The following is a 14,082-nucleotide window of genomic DNA, read 5'->3' on the forward strand; positions in this document are numbered from 1 at the left end:
AGCGCGCGCCTTCTTGGCTCAAGTGACCTCCGACCCGACCACCGTCAAGACCCAAAGCCAGGTGACCGAGTTCATCCAGAGCCAAATCGCCAATCCCGGCGATCCCATCCTCTCGGTTCCTAGCGGGCAAACCTTCACGCTCACTTCCAATACGGCTGTTCTCACCGATGTCACCAGCAGCGGTGTGTCGCCGGCTGGCAAGCTGACCTCCGCGAATGACACCATTGAAGCGCTCAACAACCTTGGCAACTCGGTTGTCATCAAGGACGCGAGCACCGCGGACAACGACACCCTCAAGGTGATCCTCACGGCGGCCGCTGCCCCGCTGGTGCAGAATATCGAAAACATCGAGCTCACCGTAACCAACAGTTCGGCTGATCTGCAGATGACCAACATCACCGGCACCAAGAACGTTGTGCTCAAAGGGGATTCGACTGCCGACGGCAAGGTTTCAGCCCTGCCCACCAGCGGTGGCCCCACCATTGTGCTTGACGCTGGTTACGCCAAGACCCTGACGCTGGCCCAAACCACGGATGCCGGTACCAGCGACAGCCTCACCGTCAAACTCAACGGCACCGGAGCCAAAGCCGGGCTGACCATCAATGATGGAGATAATTCCGGTACCGGAACTCTTGAAACCCTCAACCTCATCTCTGACGGGGCGACCAACACACTGACCGTTGCGGTTGATGGAACCAACACGAGCGCTGTTGGCAACACGGTCATCACCGGCAGCAAGGACCTCACCCTGATCGCGGCGGCGGATGATATGCTCTCGGGCACTGCTGCGTTCCAGAAAATCGACGCGACGGGTCATACGGGGCAGCTAACCCTGCAAATTGGTGACACGTCTGCAGCCACCGCAATCGCCGACACTGCTATCTCCTTGACCAACTACAAGGGCGTGGACCGCGTGGTGTTGAATGACGACACCGTAGTCACCGTGTCGGACGCGGCCAGCGGCATCGTGGTGGACGCGAATTCGGATGCTGCATTTGGTAACTTCACGATCTCAGGGAACAGCACGGTAGCCGCTACGGCCTCCAACGCCGATGTGGCCACCCTCAACCTGACGTCCAAAACCGGGACGATTATGAGTGGTACCGTTACCTTTACCGGTTTCGAGACCCTCATCATCAACTCCACCAACGTCAATCACACGATTACCGGCGCGCTCACCACGAGCGGTTCTCCCACGGCGCTAGATACCGTCAAGATCGGCGGCAACAAGGATCTGACCCTCAGCGCGGCCCCCTCGGGTGTGGAAAAGATCGACGCCACCGGCTTCACCGGCAAACTCATCATGGCTGCCGCTGGTGCATCCATGCTCGAAATTGTCGGGGGCGATGGCAGCGACACCATCTACGGTGGTGGGAATACCTCCTCGCCTACCGTGGTCAACATGGGTAAGGGTGATGACACCTATGTGATTGGGGCCCAGTCCGACGTGGTGACCGGCGGAGATGGGGCGGACACTTTCAACGCGACCACGCTTGCCAATACGAAACTTGTTAGCGGCGTTGCAGACAAGATCATGGATTTCACCAGCGGTACCGACAAGATCAAGGTGGGCACCACTATCGATGGCAACACCACCGACACCACCTTGGCGGTGCAAACCCTGACATGGAATACGGATCTTGCCACTACGCTCGGAGGCGGAACGTACGCGGCGGATACGGCATATTTTGTCAAGATCAGCGGCGGCAGCGCAGATGGTAACTACTATCTGATCTTGAACGACAGCACGCCAGCCTTCAGTGCATTGGCTGATGGGGTGATCCAGATCGTAGGGGCGACTTCGCTGACGGCTGCGGACATCATTGCCTAATCTCTCCGGAGACAAGCACCCGCCCTCGGGTAGGTGCTTGAGGTGAAAGCCTTAACCCTCGGCTCTTCCGAGCCGAGGGTTTTTTCCGAGGACGTTGGTAAACCAGCTTCCTCCGAAAAACCCCTCCTACTTTTCCATCAAGGTGGCTGTATGCCAATGTCCGAACACAACCTTGTCGAGCTGCTGTCGCAGCTGGAGGCTGCTACGTTGGCCGAAGAGACGGTGCCTGTACCGTTGGCCCCCTCGACAGTGGCGGTGGTGCTGGTGGGCACCGTCGCCCCGGCGGCAGACGGGCTGCCGCTGTGGCAGCCGCTGGCGGGCGATGCCTGGGTGCTGGCCTAGGGCCTGTTAACACTACGTGCTAACATACTGCGCATGGAACTTACGCCTGCGCAATTCGCGCGTATCGAGGATTGCCTGCCGCGGCAGCGGGGCAATGTGTCGCTGGACAACCTTCAAGTGCTCAACGCGATCCTGTTCGTGGCCGAAAATGGCTGCAAGTGGCGGGCCCTGCCCAAGCGGTTCGGCAACTGGCACACGATCTACACGCGGATGAACCGGTGGGCCAAGGCCGGGGTCCTGGATCGGGTCTTCGAGCGCATGCAGGCCGAACAGCTGGTCCGGGTGCGGCTGGAGGCGGTCAGCCTGGACAGTACGATCGTCAAGGTCCACCCGGACGGCACCGGCGCACGAAAAAAAACGGCCCGCAGGCCATCGGCCGCTCCCGCGGAGGCTGGACCACCAAAATTCATATGGCTGCCGCGGATTCCCGCTGCGCGTTAGCCTTCTCGCTTTCGCCGGGCCAGGCGGGCGATTGTGCTGGTGAAAAAATCCGATAGGCTACTTTTTGCGTCTTTTGGGCGTGCCGTGCAGTCGGTTTCTGGCCTGTTCGAGGCTGCGCAGCGAGCGCATCGCCATCGCCAACGCGCTCGCTGCTGACACTGCCGTTCCCCTCGACCGCCACGCCCAACGCATCGGGACACTTGCACTCGCGCGCAGTCTGTAGTTCTATCTCCGTCAGCCGCACCGCTTTTCGCGCTACAATTGATCGAGTTGCGAAATGGAGCCGCCGATGGAAAAAACCCGCGTCGATGACATGCTCATCGAGATGATCGCCGAGTTTGAAAAGGCGCAGGTCAAGATGCAGGAAACCATCATCACCACCATGAAGTGGTACATCGGTGGCGCGGGGATTGTGCTCGTAGTGCTCAAGGCGCTCGATATTTTCGTTGCCCGCTAAGCGCGCGGTGCGCGCAACCACCGCAGCGGCGCTACAATCGTTTGGCAACACACCAAGAAGGAATCCAAGATGACCGACTGGAGCGCTGGCTACGTCACCGACATCGGTTACACCTATGGCTACTACGCCGAACTCAACCCGCAACGCTTGGCGCTGCCGCTACTTGCGGCTGGTATCGTGCCGCCCAAGGTGGAAGCCGCGTGCGAACTCGGCTTTGGCCAGGGCATGAGCATCAATATCCACGCCGCGGCGTCCACCTCGGTGTGGTGGGGCACCGACTTCAACCCGGCGCAGGCGGGCTTTGCCCAGGAGCTCGCCGCCGCATCGGGGGCATCGGCGCGGCTCTTCGATCAGGCGTTTGCCGAATTCTGTAACCGCCCCGATTTGCCCGAGTTCGACTTCATCGGGCTGCACGGCATCTGGAGCTGGATTTCGGACGAAAACCGCGCCGTGATCGTCGATTTCGTCCGCCGTAAGCTCAAAGTGGGCGGCGTGCTCTACATCAGCTACAACACCCAACCCGGTTGGGCGGCGATGGTACCGATGCGCGAACTCTTGATCGCCCATAGCGACGCCCTTGCCGCTAAGGGTCACGGGATCGTCAGCCGCATCGACGCGGCGCTCGATTTTGCCGAAAAGCTCCTAGCCACCCAACCCGCCTTTGCTGCGGCCAATCCGCAGGTACCACAGCGCATCGCCAAGATGAAGGAGCAGAACCGCCACTACCTGGCGCACGAATACTTCAACCGCGACTGGCACCCGATGTCGGTGGCGAAAATGGCCGAATGGCTCGCGCCTGCGAAGCTGCGCTTTGCGGCATCTGCCCACTATCTGGACCATGTCGATGCGATCAACCTCTCTGAAGCGCAACAAGCGCTGCTCGATACCATCCCCGATGAGAACTTCCGCCAATTGGTGCGTGACTTTTGTTGCAACACGCAGTTTCGCCGCGACTACTGGATCAAGGGCGTGCGCCACCCCACTGCTTTCGAGCGGCTGGAGGCGTTGCGCGCCCAGCGCCTCATCCTCATCACCCCGCGCGATGCGGTGACGCTCGAGGTCACCGGCAGCCGTGGGAAAGCGTCGCTCAACGAGGGGGTCTATCAGCCCATTTTGGACCTACTTGCCAGCCAGAAGCCGATGACGCTCGGGCAAATCGAGCAGCAGCTCGCGCCCAAGGGCATCACCTTCGCCCAGATCCTGCAAGCGGCCTTGATTCTGGTGGGCAAGGGCGATGTGGCGATTGCGCAAGAGGAGGCCAATGTGAGCCGCGCCAAGAAAACGTGCGACCGCCTCAACCAGCACCTGATGATGAAAAGCCGCGCAAGCAACGACCTGGCGTACCTCGCAAGCCCCGTCACCGGCGGCGGCATTCCGGTGAATCGCTTCCAGCAGCTCTTTTTGCTTGCCCGCCAACAGGGCCGTAAAACCCCAGAGGAGTGGGCACGCTTCGTCTGGGACCACCTGCAGGCCCTAGGCCAGCGCCTGACCAAAGAGGGAAAACCACTGGAAACCGCTGAAAAGAACCTCGCCGAACTCACCGCCCAGGCGCAGACCTTTGCCGAAAAGCAGCTGCCGATCCTCAAAGCGTTGCAGATCGCCTGATGTGCTGAAAGCCATTGAAACCCCGCCCTTCCCACGAGGGGCGGGGTTTTTTGTGTCAATGGTCGCGATTTTTTGTCCCACTTTGGCCAAATAAAACGGACCCACCCCCTATCTTCGCGCTACCATTAGCTGACTTGCGAAGAGGAGCCGCCGATGGAAGTCCTCAGCTAAGGCACGCCACAGTGCTAGAATCTTCGAGTCGGGTTTCGTGAGAGAGGCAATGGCACCATGACAACCGCTAACGAAATCTCGTGGGACGACCTCAAGGCGATGATCTATAGCCTTGCCGAACAGGGCAGGGAAACCGACCGTCGGATCCGCGCGCTTGAGCGGCAGTTGGGGCGTTTGGGTAACCGCTTGGGTCAGTTCGTGCAGGATATGGTCGAACCCGCGGTGGTGCGCCTCTTTCAGGAGCAAGGCATCCCGGTGCATCGGGTGATGCCCAACGTCCGCGCGCGCGACGACGCGGGGCAAACCGTGATGGAGATCGACCTGTTGGTGATCAACGGCGATCATGCGATCGCCGTGGAGTGCAAGAGCCGCCTGACCACCGACGACGTCGATGAGCATCTGGAGCGCCTGGCCCGCTTCAAAACGGTCTTTCCCGAATACGCCGACAAGTTCTTGCATGGAGCGGTGGCGGCGATGGGGGCGCCCGAGGAAGTGGTGCGCTACGCTGAAAAAGCGGGGCTGTATGTGCTCGTTCAGGCCGACGACGACGGGGTGCTCAGAAACCAGCCGGGGTTTTCCCCGCGCACGTGGTGAGCGTTCGTTCCGTTTAGGGCGGATGGCCGCGCCGCCGTTGCCGGACGGACTCGCCCCAGGTAGGGCCGTTGCGATTGCCAAACCGCCTTACGCTTTGGCATAGTTTAAGGCTATGGGAGCACCTGCCTTCGACACCCTGCAATTTGCTAGACGCCTGAAAGCGGCCGGCTTTCCCGAAGCCCAGGCGGAAGCTTTGGCGGAAGCCTTCAAAGAGGCGCAAGCCGAAGCCCTGGTGACCAAAGCCGACCTGCGCGAGGAACTTACCCGCTTGCAACGAGGGATAGAGGCGCGCTTTGACGCTTTGGAAAAATCCGTCGACGAGCGCTTCGGGGCTTGGGAAAAGTCCGTCGATCAGCGCCTTGTGGCTTTTGCAAAATCGGTCGACCAACGCTTTGCGGACGTGGAAAAATCCGCCAACGAGCGCTTCGCCGCCATCGACGGCCGGTTCGTCTCCTTAGAACGCCGCCTGGCCGACCTCGATCAACGCTTTGCGGACTTGGAAAGGTCCGTTAATGAACGCTTCGACACCCTAGAAAAATCGGTCGACCAACGCTTTGCGGACTTGGAAAAATCCGCCAACGAGCGCTTTGCCGCCATCGACGGCCGGTTCGTCTCCTTAGAACGCCGCCTGGCCGACCTCGATCAACGCTTTGTGCTGCTGCGCCAGGAATTGGAAGTACGCACCGCCACCTTGCGCCAAGAACTTTCCGAAACCAAAGCGGAGCTCATCAAGTGGATGGTGGGTTTAGCCTTGGCGCAATTGGGGCTGTTGACCGCGGTGTTGTTCAAGCTTGTCTGAACTCTTCTTAAGGCGCGCCTCCGCTTCCAGCACCAGGCGGGTGGTTTTAAGGAGCGTATCGGGGTTGAGGCTGATCGAATCGATGCCGCACTCGACCAAAAATTCGGCCATCTCCGGATAGTCCGAGGGGGCCTGGCCGCAAAACCCCGAGTGCACCCCGTGCTTGCGGCAGCCCTCGATGGCCAACCTGACCATTTCCTTGACCGCCAGGTCGCGCTCGTCGTAGTCGAAGGCCACCAGCTCCGAATCGCGGTCCACCCCCAAGGTGAGCTGGGTCAGATCGTTGGAACCGATGGAAAAGCCATCGAACAGCTTGGCAAACTCGGCCAATAAAATCACGTTGCTCGGAATCTCGCACATGCAGTACACCTTAAGGCCGTTCTCCCCGCGCTTTAAGCCGAGCTCGGCCATTTTGGCCAAAACCCGTTCGGCCTCGTCCAGGCGGCGCACGAACGGCAGCATCACGATCACGTTAGCAAGCCCCAGCTGCTCGCGCACCCGGCGGATGGCGGCGCACTCTAGGGCAAACCCTTCCGCGTACGCCGGATGGGCATAGCGCGAAGCGCCGCGAAAGCCCAGCATGGGGTTGGATTCCACCGGTTCAAACCAACGCCCACCCAAGAGGGCGGCGTATTCGTTGGTCTTAAAGTCCGACATCCGCACCACCACCGGCTTGGGGTAAAACGCTGCGGCGAGGGTGGCTATCCCTTCGGCCAGGGTGCGGATAAAGTACTCTTTGGGGTCGGCGTAGCCGCGGGTCAGTTCGGCGATGGCCTGACGTTCTTTGGGGTCTTGGACCTTTTCCGGATGCACCAGCGCCATGGGATGGACCTTGATCGCCTCGCCGATGATGAACTCCATCCGCGCCAGCCCCACCCCATCGCTTGGCAGGAGCGAGATCGCAAAAGCGATCTCGGGGTTGCCCAGGTTGAGCATGAGCTTGGTTTTGGGCCGCGGCAGGGCAGTAAGATCGATGCGCTCCACGGTAAAGGGCACCTCCCCCTCGTACACCCGCCCGACGTCGCCCTCGGCGCAGGAGACGGTCACGGTCTGGCCGTCCTTGAGCACTTCGGTGGCGTTTTCGGTCCCCACCACCGCCGGCACCCCCAGCTCGCGCGCGACGATGGCCGAATGGCAGGTCCTGCCGCCGCGGTTGGTGATGATCGCCGCGGCGGTCTTCATCACCGGCTCCCAGTCGGGGGTGGTCATGTCCGCCACCAGCACCTCACCCGGACGAAACTCGGGAAGTTGGCTTAGGTCTTTGATCACCCGCACCTTGCCGGTAGCGATCTTGGTCCCCACCGCGCGGCCTTGAACCAAGACCTTCCCGGGCGCGCTCAGGCGGTATTCTTCCAGGACCGTGGTTTTTTTCTGCGAAGCGACCGTCTCCGGGCGCGCCTGCACCAGATACAGCTGCCCGTCCAGGCCGTCCTTGGCCCACTCCATGTCCATGGGCCTTTGGTAGTGCTCCTCGACCTTGAGGGCGTAATCGGCCAGCGTCAACACCTCCTCGTCGCTCAGGCAAAAGCGCTCGCGCTCGGCCTTGGAGGTGGGGACGTTGCGGGTGCTCGCGTGCCCGCCTTGGGCGTAGATCAGCTTGACTTTCTTGGCCCCCAGCTTACGCCTGAGCACCGCCCGGTAGCCCTGGCGGAAGGTGGGTTTGAACACGTAGAATTCGTCCGGGTCCACCGTCCCTTGGACCACGTTCTCGCCCAGGCCGTAGCTCCCCTCGATGAACACCACCTCGCGAAAACCGGTCTCGGTGTCCAAGGTGAACATCACCCCGCTGGCGGCCAGATCGGCGCGCACCATCTTCTGCACCCCGACCGAGAGAAACACCCTAAAGTGGTCAAACCCTTGGTCGATGCGGTAGTGGATGGCGCGGTCGGTGAACAGGCTGGCAAAGCAGCGCTTGACCGCTTCGAGCAGCGCCTCGCCCCCGTGCACGTTGAGATAGCTCTCCTGCTGGCCGGCGAAACTGGCGGTGGGCAGGTCCTCGGCGGTGGCCGAGGAGCGCACCGCCACGCTCAAGTCCGGGCCGTACTTTTCCTCGAGCCGGTGGTAGGCGGCGAGGATCTCCTGGCGCAAGTCCTCCGGCAGGCCGGCCTCATACACGATGCGCCGCGCCCTGGCGGCGCGCGCTTTAAGATCGGCAACGTCGCTGGGGTCCAAGCCCGAAAGCGCCTGGCGCAATCTTTCCCACGCGCCGGCGGCATCGAGGGCGTAGCGGTAGCCTTCCGCGGTGATGGCAAACCCGTCGGGGATCTTGACCCCCTTGGGGGCAAGGGCCTGGATCATCTCTCCCAAGGAGGCGTTCTTGCCGCCGACCAAAGGCAGATCGGCCAGGCTTAAAGTCTCAAAAAAGCGGATAAACCGAAACGCCACGGCGTTCCCCTCCAAAGTGGTTTGCGAGTTATTATGCCGCTTCCGGGGTTAGGAAAGCGAGCCCAAAGCCGCTTACAATAAGCGCAAAAACGAGCGAGGCGTGAGGATGCAACTGTTTCGCACCAAACTGAGTGCCCACGATTTTACCGAAGGGGGATTGAAGCGCTGCCTGAGCGCCTTCGACCTGACCTTGCTGGGGATAGGGGCCATCATCGGCACCGGCATCTTCGTCCTGACCGGGATCGTGGCCGCGACCTTGGCCGGCCCGGGGGTGATCTTGTCGTTTGTGCTTGCCGGCATCGCCTGCGCTTTCGCCGCCCTGGCCTACGCCGAGCTGGCCTCGGCCATCGGCGGCTGCGGCAGCGCTTACGGATACAGTTACGCCGCGTTCGGCGAGCTGATCGCGTGGCTGGTCGGCTGGAACCTGATTTTGGAATACGGGATCGCGGTGGCGGCGGTGGCCAACGGCTGGGCGGGGTACTTCGGCGACGCCCTAGCGGCGATCGGCATCGAGCTGCCTAAAGCCCTCACCCACGCCCCAGCTTCCGGCGGGGTGGTCAACCTGCCCGCCGCCCTGATCATCTTGATCCTGATGGGGCTTTTGATCTTAGGCGTCAAAGAGAGCGCGCGCCTGAACGCCGCGATGGTGGGGATCAAGCTCCTGACCATCGCCGTGTTCGTGGCGGTGGCCGCCTTCCACGTCGATCCCGAGCTGTGGCGGCCGTTCTTGCCGTTCGGCTGGTTCGACCACACTCCCGAAGGCAAACCGGTGGGGGTGCTGGCCGGGGCCTCGATCGTGTTTTTCGCCTACGTCGGCTTCGATGCGGTCTCGACCGCCGCCGAGGAGGCCATTAATCCTAAACGCGACGTGCCGCTCGGCATCGTCGCTTCCCTGGGCTTCTGCACCCTCGTGTACATGCTGGTGGCGGCGCTCTTGACCGGGGTGGTGCCTTACTCTGAGCTCAACGTCTCCTCGCCGGTTGCCCACGCCTTGCATCTTCTCGGCATCCACTGGGCCTCGGCGCTGGTCGCCGCCGGGGTGATCGCCGGCCTCACCACGGTGATGCTGGTGCTCTACTACGGCTTGACCCGCATCGTCTTCGCCATGTCCCGCGATGGGTTGATTTCCCCGTGGTTTGCGCACGTCCACGCGCGCACCCGCACCCCGGTGCGGGTGATCGTGTTGAGCGGCCTGAGCATGGCGACCATCGCCTCCCTCGTGCCGCTCGGGGAGCTCGCCGAACTGGTCAACATCGGCACGTTGTTCGCCTTCGTCCTGGTGTGCGGCGGGGTGGTGGTGCTGCGCATCACCCAGCCGGACCTCCACCGTCCGTTCAAGACCCCTTTAAACCCCGTGTTTCCCCTGCTCGGAGCGCTCTCGTGCGGCGCGCTGATGGCGTTTTTGCCTAAGCTGACCTGGTATCGCTTTTTGCTTTGGGTGGCGGTGGGCCTGGTCATTTACTTTGCCTATTCCTACCGCCACAGCAACCTCGCCCCCAAACCGGTCAAAGTCCGGCGTTTGCGCTGATGCTGCCGCGCACCGTTATCCTTTTGAGCTGGGTCTCCTTCTTGAACGACGCCGCAAGCGAGCTTATTACCCCTTTGTTGCCGTTGTTTTTGACCGCCCGCTTGGGGGCCGGACCCTGGGCGGTCGGCTTGGTCGAGGGGGTGGCCGAGGCCACCGCCAGCCTGCTCAAGATCGTATCGGGCTACCTGGCCGACCGCGGCCTGCGCCACAAGCCTTTGGTGTTTTCTGGCTACGCCCTGTCCAACCTGTGCCGCCCGCTGATCGGTTTGGCCGGGGCCTGGGGCGCGGTGCTGGGGCTTAGGTTCCTGGATCGGGTCGGCAAGGGCCTGCGCACCGCCCCGCGCGACGCGCTCATCGCCCACACCACCCCGCCCGAGCTCTTGGGCCGCGCCTTCGGCTTTCACCGCGCGCTCGACAACGCCGGCGCCATCGTCGGGCCCGTCGTCGGGTTTTGGCTGTTGCAGCAAGGACTTCCCATGACCGAGGTGTTTTTGTGGTCGGCCGTTCCCGGGGCGTGCGTGCTGCTTTTGCTGCTCTGGATCCAGGAGCCCAAGCGGCCGCCCAAGCTCTCCCCGCCGCCTTTGCGCTGGCGCGCTCTGGAGCGGCCGCTGCGCGGCTTGATCCTAGCGAGCGGCGGCTTGCAGCTGACCACCGCTCCGGAGGTGTTTTTGGTGCTGTGGGCCACCGACCGCGGGCTCGAGCTCGCCTGGGCGCCGCTGTTGTGGGCCGCGGCCAGCGCGGTGAAGACGCCTCTTGCCATGCTCGGCGGGGAATGGTCCGACCGCATCGGCCGGTTCAAAGTGCTACTCTTGGGTTGGAGCGGCCGGATCGCGACGCTTTTTGCCCTGGCGCTGGCCGAGGACGGGGCGCTTGTGACCTGGGGGTTGTTTTTGGCCTACGCCGCCTCCTTGGCTCTGACCGAAGGGCCAGAGCGCGCGCTGGTCGGGACGTGCGCGCCCCCAGCCTTGCGCGCGAGCGCTTTTGGCCTGTACCACATGACCGTGGGACTGGCGGCCCTGCCCGGCGGAGTGATCTTCGGCAGCGTGTGGCAATGGGGTGGGGCGTCCCTCGCCTTTGCCCTGTCGGCGCTGGGCACCGCGGCCTCAGCGGCGGTGTTCCTAGCCTACGCCGGGCGCGCTCACAAGGCCTGCACCTGAACCTGCTCCAAGAGCTTGGGGAGCTCCTCGGGCAAAAACAGCTCCGTCCCGGGCTGGCGGACCGTCCCGGCGCTCGCCGCCACCGCCAGGCGCAGGGTCTCGGGCAGGCTCAGGCCGCGCACGAAACCGGCCACCAGCCCCGCTACCAGCGAATCGCCCGCGCCGACGCTGGAGCGCACGCTTACCTTAGGCGGAGTCGCCAGCCACTCCCCGGCCGGAGCGACCAGGAGCGCGCCCTCCGCGCCCAAGGAGACGCAGACGTAACCGACTCCGCCGGCAACCAGCCGCTTTGCTTGCGCCCGCACCGCAGGCAAATCGGGCAAAGGTCGGCCGCAAAGCTGTTCCAGCTCGTAACGGTTCGGCTTGACCAGAAAGGGATTGGCCGCGATCCCGTGCTTGAGCAAGACGCCCGGGGCGTCGAGCACCGCCCGCCCGCCCCGGGCCTGGATTTGGCGGACGAAGGCAAAATAGACGTCTTCGGGAACCCCGGGCGGGACCGAGCCGGTCACGACTCCAAAGCCTTCTCCGACCCGGGCGACAAAGCGTTCGCACAGCGTCTCTAGGGTGGCCTGCGGCAGCTCGGGGCCCTGGCCGGTAACTTCGTACTGGGCGCCGGTTTCGTGCTCCAGGACGGTGGCGTTGATGCGCGTCTCCCCCGCCACCCAAACGTAGACCGGATCGTCCAGGCGTTGGCGCAAAAGGCGCTCCAAGAGCTGACCGGTCTCCCCGGCCACGACGCAAAAATTGCTCGCCGCGACCTTTAAGCGCTTGAGGGCCCGCCCCACGTTGACGCCGTTGCCGCCGGGATCGAAGCGGGAGGCCAAAGCGCGCACCTTCTGGTTGCGGATCAACCGGTGGATCTCGTAGGTCACATCCAGCGCCGGGTTCAAAGTCAAGGTCGCTACCGACACGGTCCGTCCTCGATTAAGCGTGCGCCTTGGCTCTCGTACCACCACACGATCCCGTTCCAGATCTCTTCGGCGGTCTCGGCGTACCAAAAAAGATCCCGATCTTCGGGGTCGATGGCGCCCTCCTCGACCAAAAACTCAAAATCGATCAGCCGCTTCCAGTAGGCCTCTCCCACCAACACCACCGGCACCGGCGCGATCTTGCGGGTCTGGATGAGGGTCAAGGTCTCAAACAGCTCGTCCAAAGTGCCGAACCCGCCTGGAAACGCCACCAAAGCCTTGGCGCGCAGCAGGAAATGCAGCTTGCGCATGGCGAAATAATGGAACTGGAAGCACAGCTCGGGGGTGATGTAGGGGTTAGGGAACTGCTCGTGGGGCAAGGTGATGTTGAGCCCCACGCTCTTGGCCCCCACTTCGAACGCCCCGCGGTTGGCCGCCTCCATGATCCCAGGTCCCCCGCCGGTCATGATCACCAGCCGGCAGTCGAGCGGCCCCTGGCCGGAATTGCCGACCAATTGCCCGAAGGTGCGCGCGACCTCGTAGTACTTGGCCTTGGCCGCGATCCGCTCGGCGACCTGCACGCGTTGCTTGAGTTCCGCATCGTCCGGGCGCTTGGCCAGCGCCGCCTTGAGCGCTGCGAGGCGGCGCCGGGCGACGCTCGGCTCGGGGATACGGGTGCTGCCGAAAACGACGATGGTGTTTTTCACCCCCGCTCGCTGGAGTTCGAGCTCCGGCTTAAGATAATCGAGCTGCAAGCGGGCCGGGCGGGTCTCGTAGCGGTTGAGGAACTCGGGGTCGGAAATCGCCGGCCTAAAGCTGGCGCTTGCGCGAATTTGCTGGACCCGGCGCCAGCCTTCCGGGTCTTCTTCCGGGGGTTTGGGCAGCTGCCACGGCAAAGGCTCGCGCCTTTCCGGCGCTGGCGGCTTGGGCAGCCTGCAGGCTTTGGGGAATCGGTCTGGCTCGCTCATCTTTAAAACTTTGTCCAAAAGATTCATTTTGCGCGCGCAAATTTTTTCTGCAAGCCCCAGGATGCTATACTCGCCGCCGTTTACCACCCGCTTCAAACACTAAATGCCAGGATGGATCGCCGCCTCGGTCATCGCTTTAATCACTTTTCTAGGCGCTTTGTTAGCCGGTCTTTTGCCCCGCCTGCTCGCCCCCAGCAAGAGTTTGACCAAGCTCCTGCCGGCAATCGCCGCCGGGCTGCTGCTGGCTTCGGCGTTGGCCGTGGTGCTGCCCGAGGGGTTTGAACTGGTACTTCACTCCCCTGACGACCCATTCAAGCTGCCTTTGGAGCTGGCCGGGGGGCTGGCGGTGCTGGCAGGCTTTTTGTTCATGCTCGGCCTGGAGACCGGCGGGATGGACCACGAGCAGCCCAGGCTCCATCCTTTAGCGCTGGGGCTTGGCATCCACGAATTCACCGACGGCCTGGCCCTAGGGGCGAGCCTGGCGACCGGGTCCTTGGCCCTCACCCTGCCGATCCTGGCGGCGGTCCTGGCGCACCGGATTCCGGTCGCCTTCGGCCTGGGGGCGTTTCTGTGGCGGCGGCCTCAAGAGGTCCCCCATCCCCTGCGCACCCTAATTGGCTTCAGCCTCGCCACCCCCCTGGGGCTGCTGACCACGTTCTTGCTCCTAGAGGGCCTCGCGCCGGCGTGGATCGGGCTTTGGCTTTTGTTTTCCGGCGGCACTTTTTTGTATGTGGCGGCGGTGGACGCGCTCGGGCGGGTGCGCCGGGAACAAGCTGGGATGCGTTTGTTTTTTCGAGTCGGATTCGGCGTGATCCTGCTCATCGCCGCCTGGATATTGGTTCAGGCCCTAGGTCTGGAGGCAGGATTGCACAGCTGATGGTACACTTACCCGACTT

Annotated in this window: 12 protein-coding genes and 1 pseudogene; 10 read left to right on the plus strand and 3 right to left on the minus strand. The window is 63.0% G+C overall.

The features are described from left to right. The 7 genes and pseudogenes from ACYQ3M_RS08880 to ACYQ3M_RS08910 all read left to right on the plus strand — a co-directional run. Positions 1–1,831, plus strand: a 1,831-nt coding sequence (locus ACYQ3M_RS08880; protein ID WP_460035723.1) for a beta strand repeat-containing protein, incomplete at its 5' end; no start/stop codon positions are given. A gap of 150 nt (positions 1,832–1,981) precedes the next feature. Continuing rightward, a complete protein-coding gene (locus ACYQ3M_RS08885; protein ID WP_460035724.1) occupies positions 1,982–2,173 on the plus strand; it encodes a hypothetical protein in 192 nt (63 codons plus the stop codon). A 33-nt stretch (positions 2,174–2,206) separates the two neighbouring features. Beyond that, a pseudogene (locus ACYQ3M_RS08890) lies at positions 2,207–2,646 on the plus strand (IS5 family transposase); the annotation flags it as partial. A gap of 257 nt (positions 2,647–2,903) precedes the next feature. Further along, positions 2,904–3,071, plus strand: a complete 168-nt coding sequence (locus ACYQ3M_RS08895; protein ID WP_460035725.1) for a hypothetical protein — start codon at positions 2,904–2,906, stop codon at positions 3,069–3,071. Positions 3,072–3,140: 69 nt separating this feature from the next. Next, positions 3,141–4,676, plus strand: coding sequence for a class I SAM-dependent methyltransferase (locus ACYQ3M_RS08900; protein WP_460035726.1), 1,536 nt, complete (start codon positions 3,141–3,143; stop codon positions 4,674–4,676). 228 nt (positions 4,677–4,904) lie between these two features. Next, entirely contained in the window at positions 4,905–5,441 is a 537-nt protein-coding gene (locus ACYQ3M_RS08905) for a DUF3782 domain-containing protein (protein WP_460035727.1), read from the plus strand. Between the two features lie 112 nt (positions 5,442–5,553). Next, positions 5,554–6,240: a hypothetical protein gene (locus ACYQ3M_RS08910; protein ID WP_460035728.1), complete on the plus strand. Its 687-nt coding sequence runs from the start codon at positions 5,554–5,556 to the stop codon at positions 6,238–6,240. On the opposite strand, the gene ppsA is transcribed toward ACYQ3M_RS08910, so the two are convergent. Continuing rightward, a complete protein-coding gene (ppsA, locus tag ACYQ3M_RS08915; RefSeq protein ID WP_460035729.1) occupies positions 6,187–8,625 on the minus strand; it encodes a phosphoenolpyruvate synthase in 2,439 nt (812 codons plus the stop codon). The genes ACYQ3M_RS08910 and ppsA overlap by 54 nt on opposite strands. A 106-nt stretch (positions 8,626–8,731) precedes the next feature. Between ppsA and ACYQ3M_RS08920 the strand changes: the two genes are divergently transcribed. Both ACYQ3M_RS08920 and ACYQ3M_RS08925 read left to right on the plus strand, forming a co-directional pair. Then, the gene (locus tag ACYQ3M_RS08920; RefSeq protein ID WP_460035730.1) at positions 8,732–10,153 is read left to right on the plus strand and encodes an amino acid permease; all 1,422 of its coding nucleotides are present in this window, start codon (positions 8,732–8,734) and stop codon (positions 10,151–10,153) included. Then, positions 10,153–11,310, plus strand: coding sequence for an MFS transporter (locus ACYQ3M_RS08925; RefSeq protein WP_460035731.1), 1,158 nt, complete (start codon positions 10,153–10,155; stop codon positions 11,308–11,310). The genes ACYQ3M_RS08920 and ACYQ3M_RS08925 overlap by 1 nt, the downstream gene beginning before the upstream one ends. Here the strand turns inward: ACYQ3M_RS08925 and ACYQ3M_RS08930 are convergent. Next, the gene (locus tag ACYQ3M_RS08930) at positions 11,292–12,221 is read right to left on the minus strand and encodes a 1-phosphofructokinase family hexose kinase (protein WP_460035732.1); all 930 of its coding nucleotides are present in this window, start codon (positions 12,219–12,221) and stop codon (positions 11,292–11,294) included. The two genes, ACYQ3M_RS08925 and ACYQ3M_RS08930, sit on opposite strands and share 19 nt — an antisense overlap. Next, a complete protein-coding gene (locus ACYQ3M_RS08935) occupies positions 12,212–13,186 on the minus strand; it encodes an LOG family protein (RefSeq protein ID WP_460035733.1) in 975 nt (324 codons plus the stop codon). The genes ACYQ3M_RS08930 and ACYQ3M_RS08935 overlap by 10 nt, the downstream gene beginning before the upstream one ends. 103 nt (positions 13,187–13,289) lie before the next feature. Between ACYQ3M_RS08935 and ACYQ3M_RS08940 the strand changes: the two genes are divergently transcribed. Continuing rightward, positions 13,290–14,063: a ZIP family metal transporter gene (locus ACYQ3M_RS08940; protein WP_460035734.1), complete on the plus strand. Its 774-nt coding sequence runs from the start codon at positions 13,290–13,292 to the stop codon at positions 14,061–14,063. The last annotated feature ends 19 nt before the right edge of the window (positions 14,064–14,082 follow it).

It is taken from the genome of Methylothermus subterraneus (assembly GCF_054656915.1).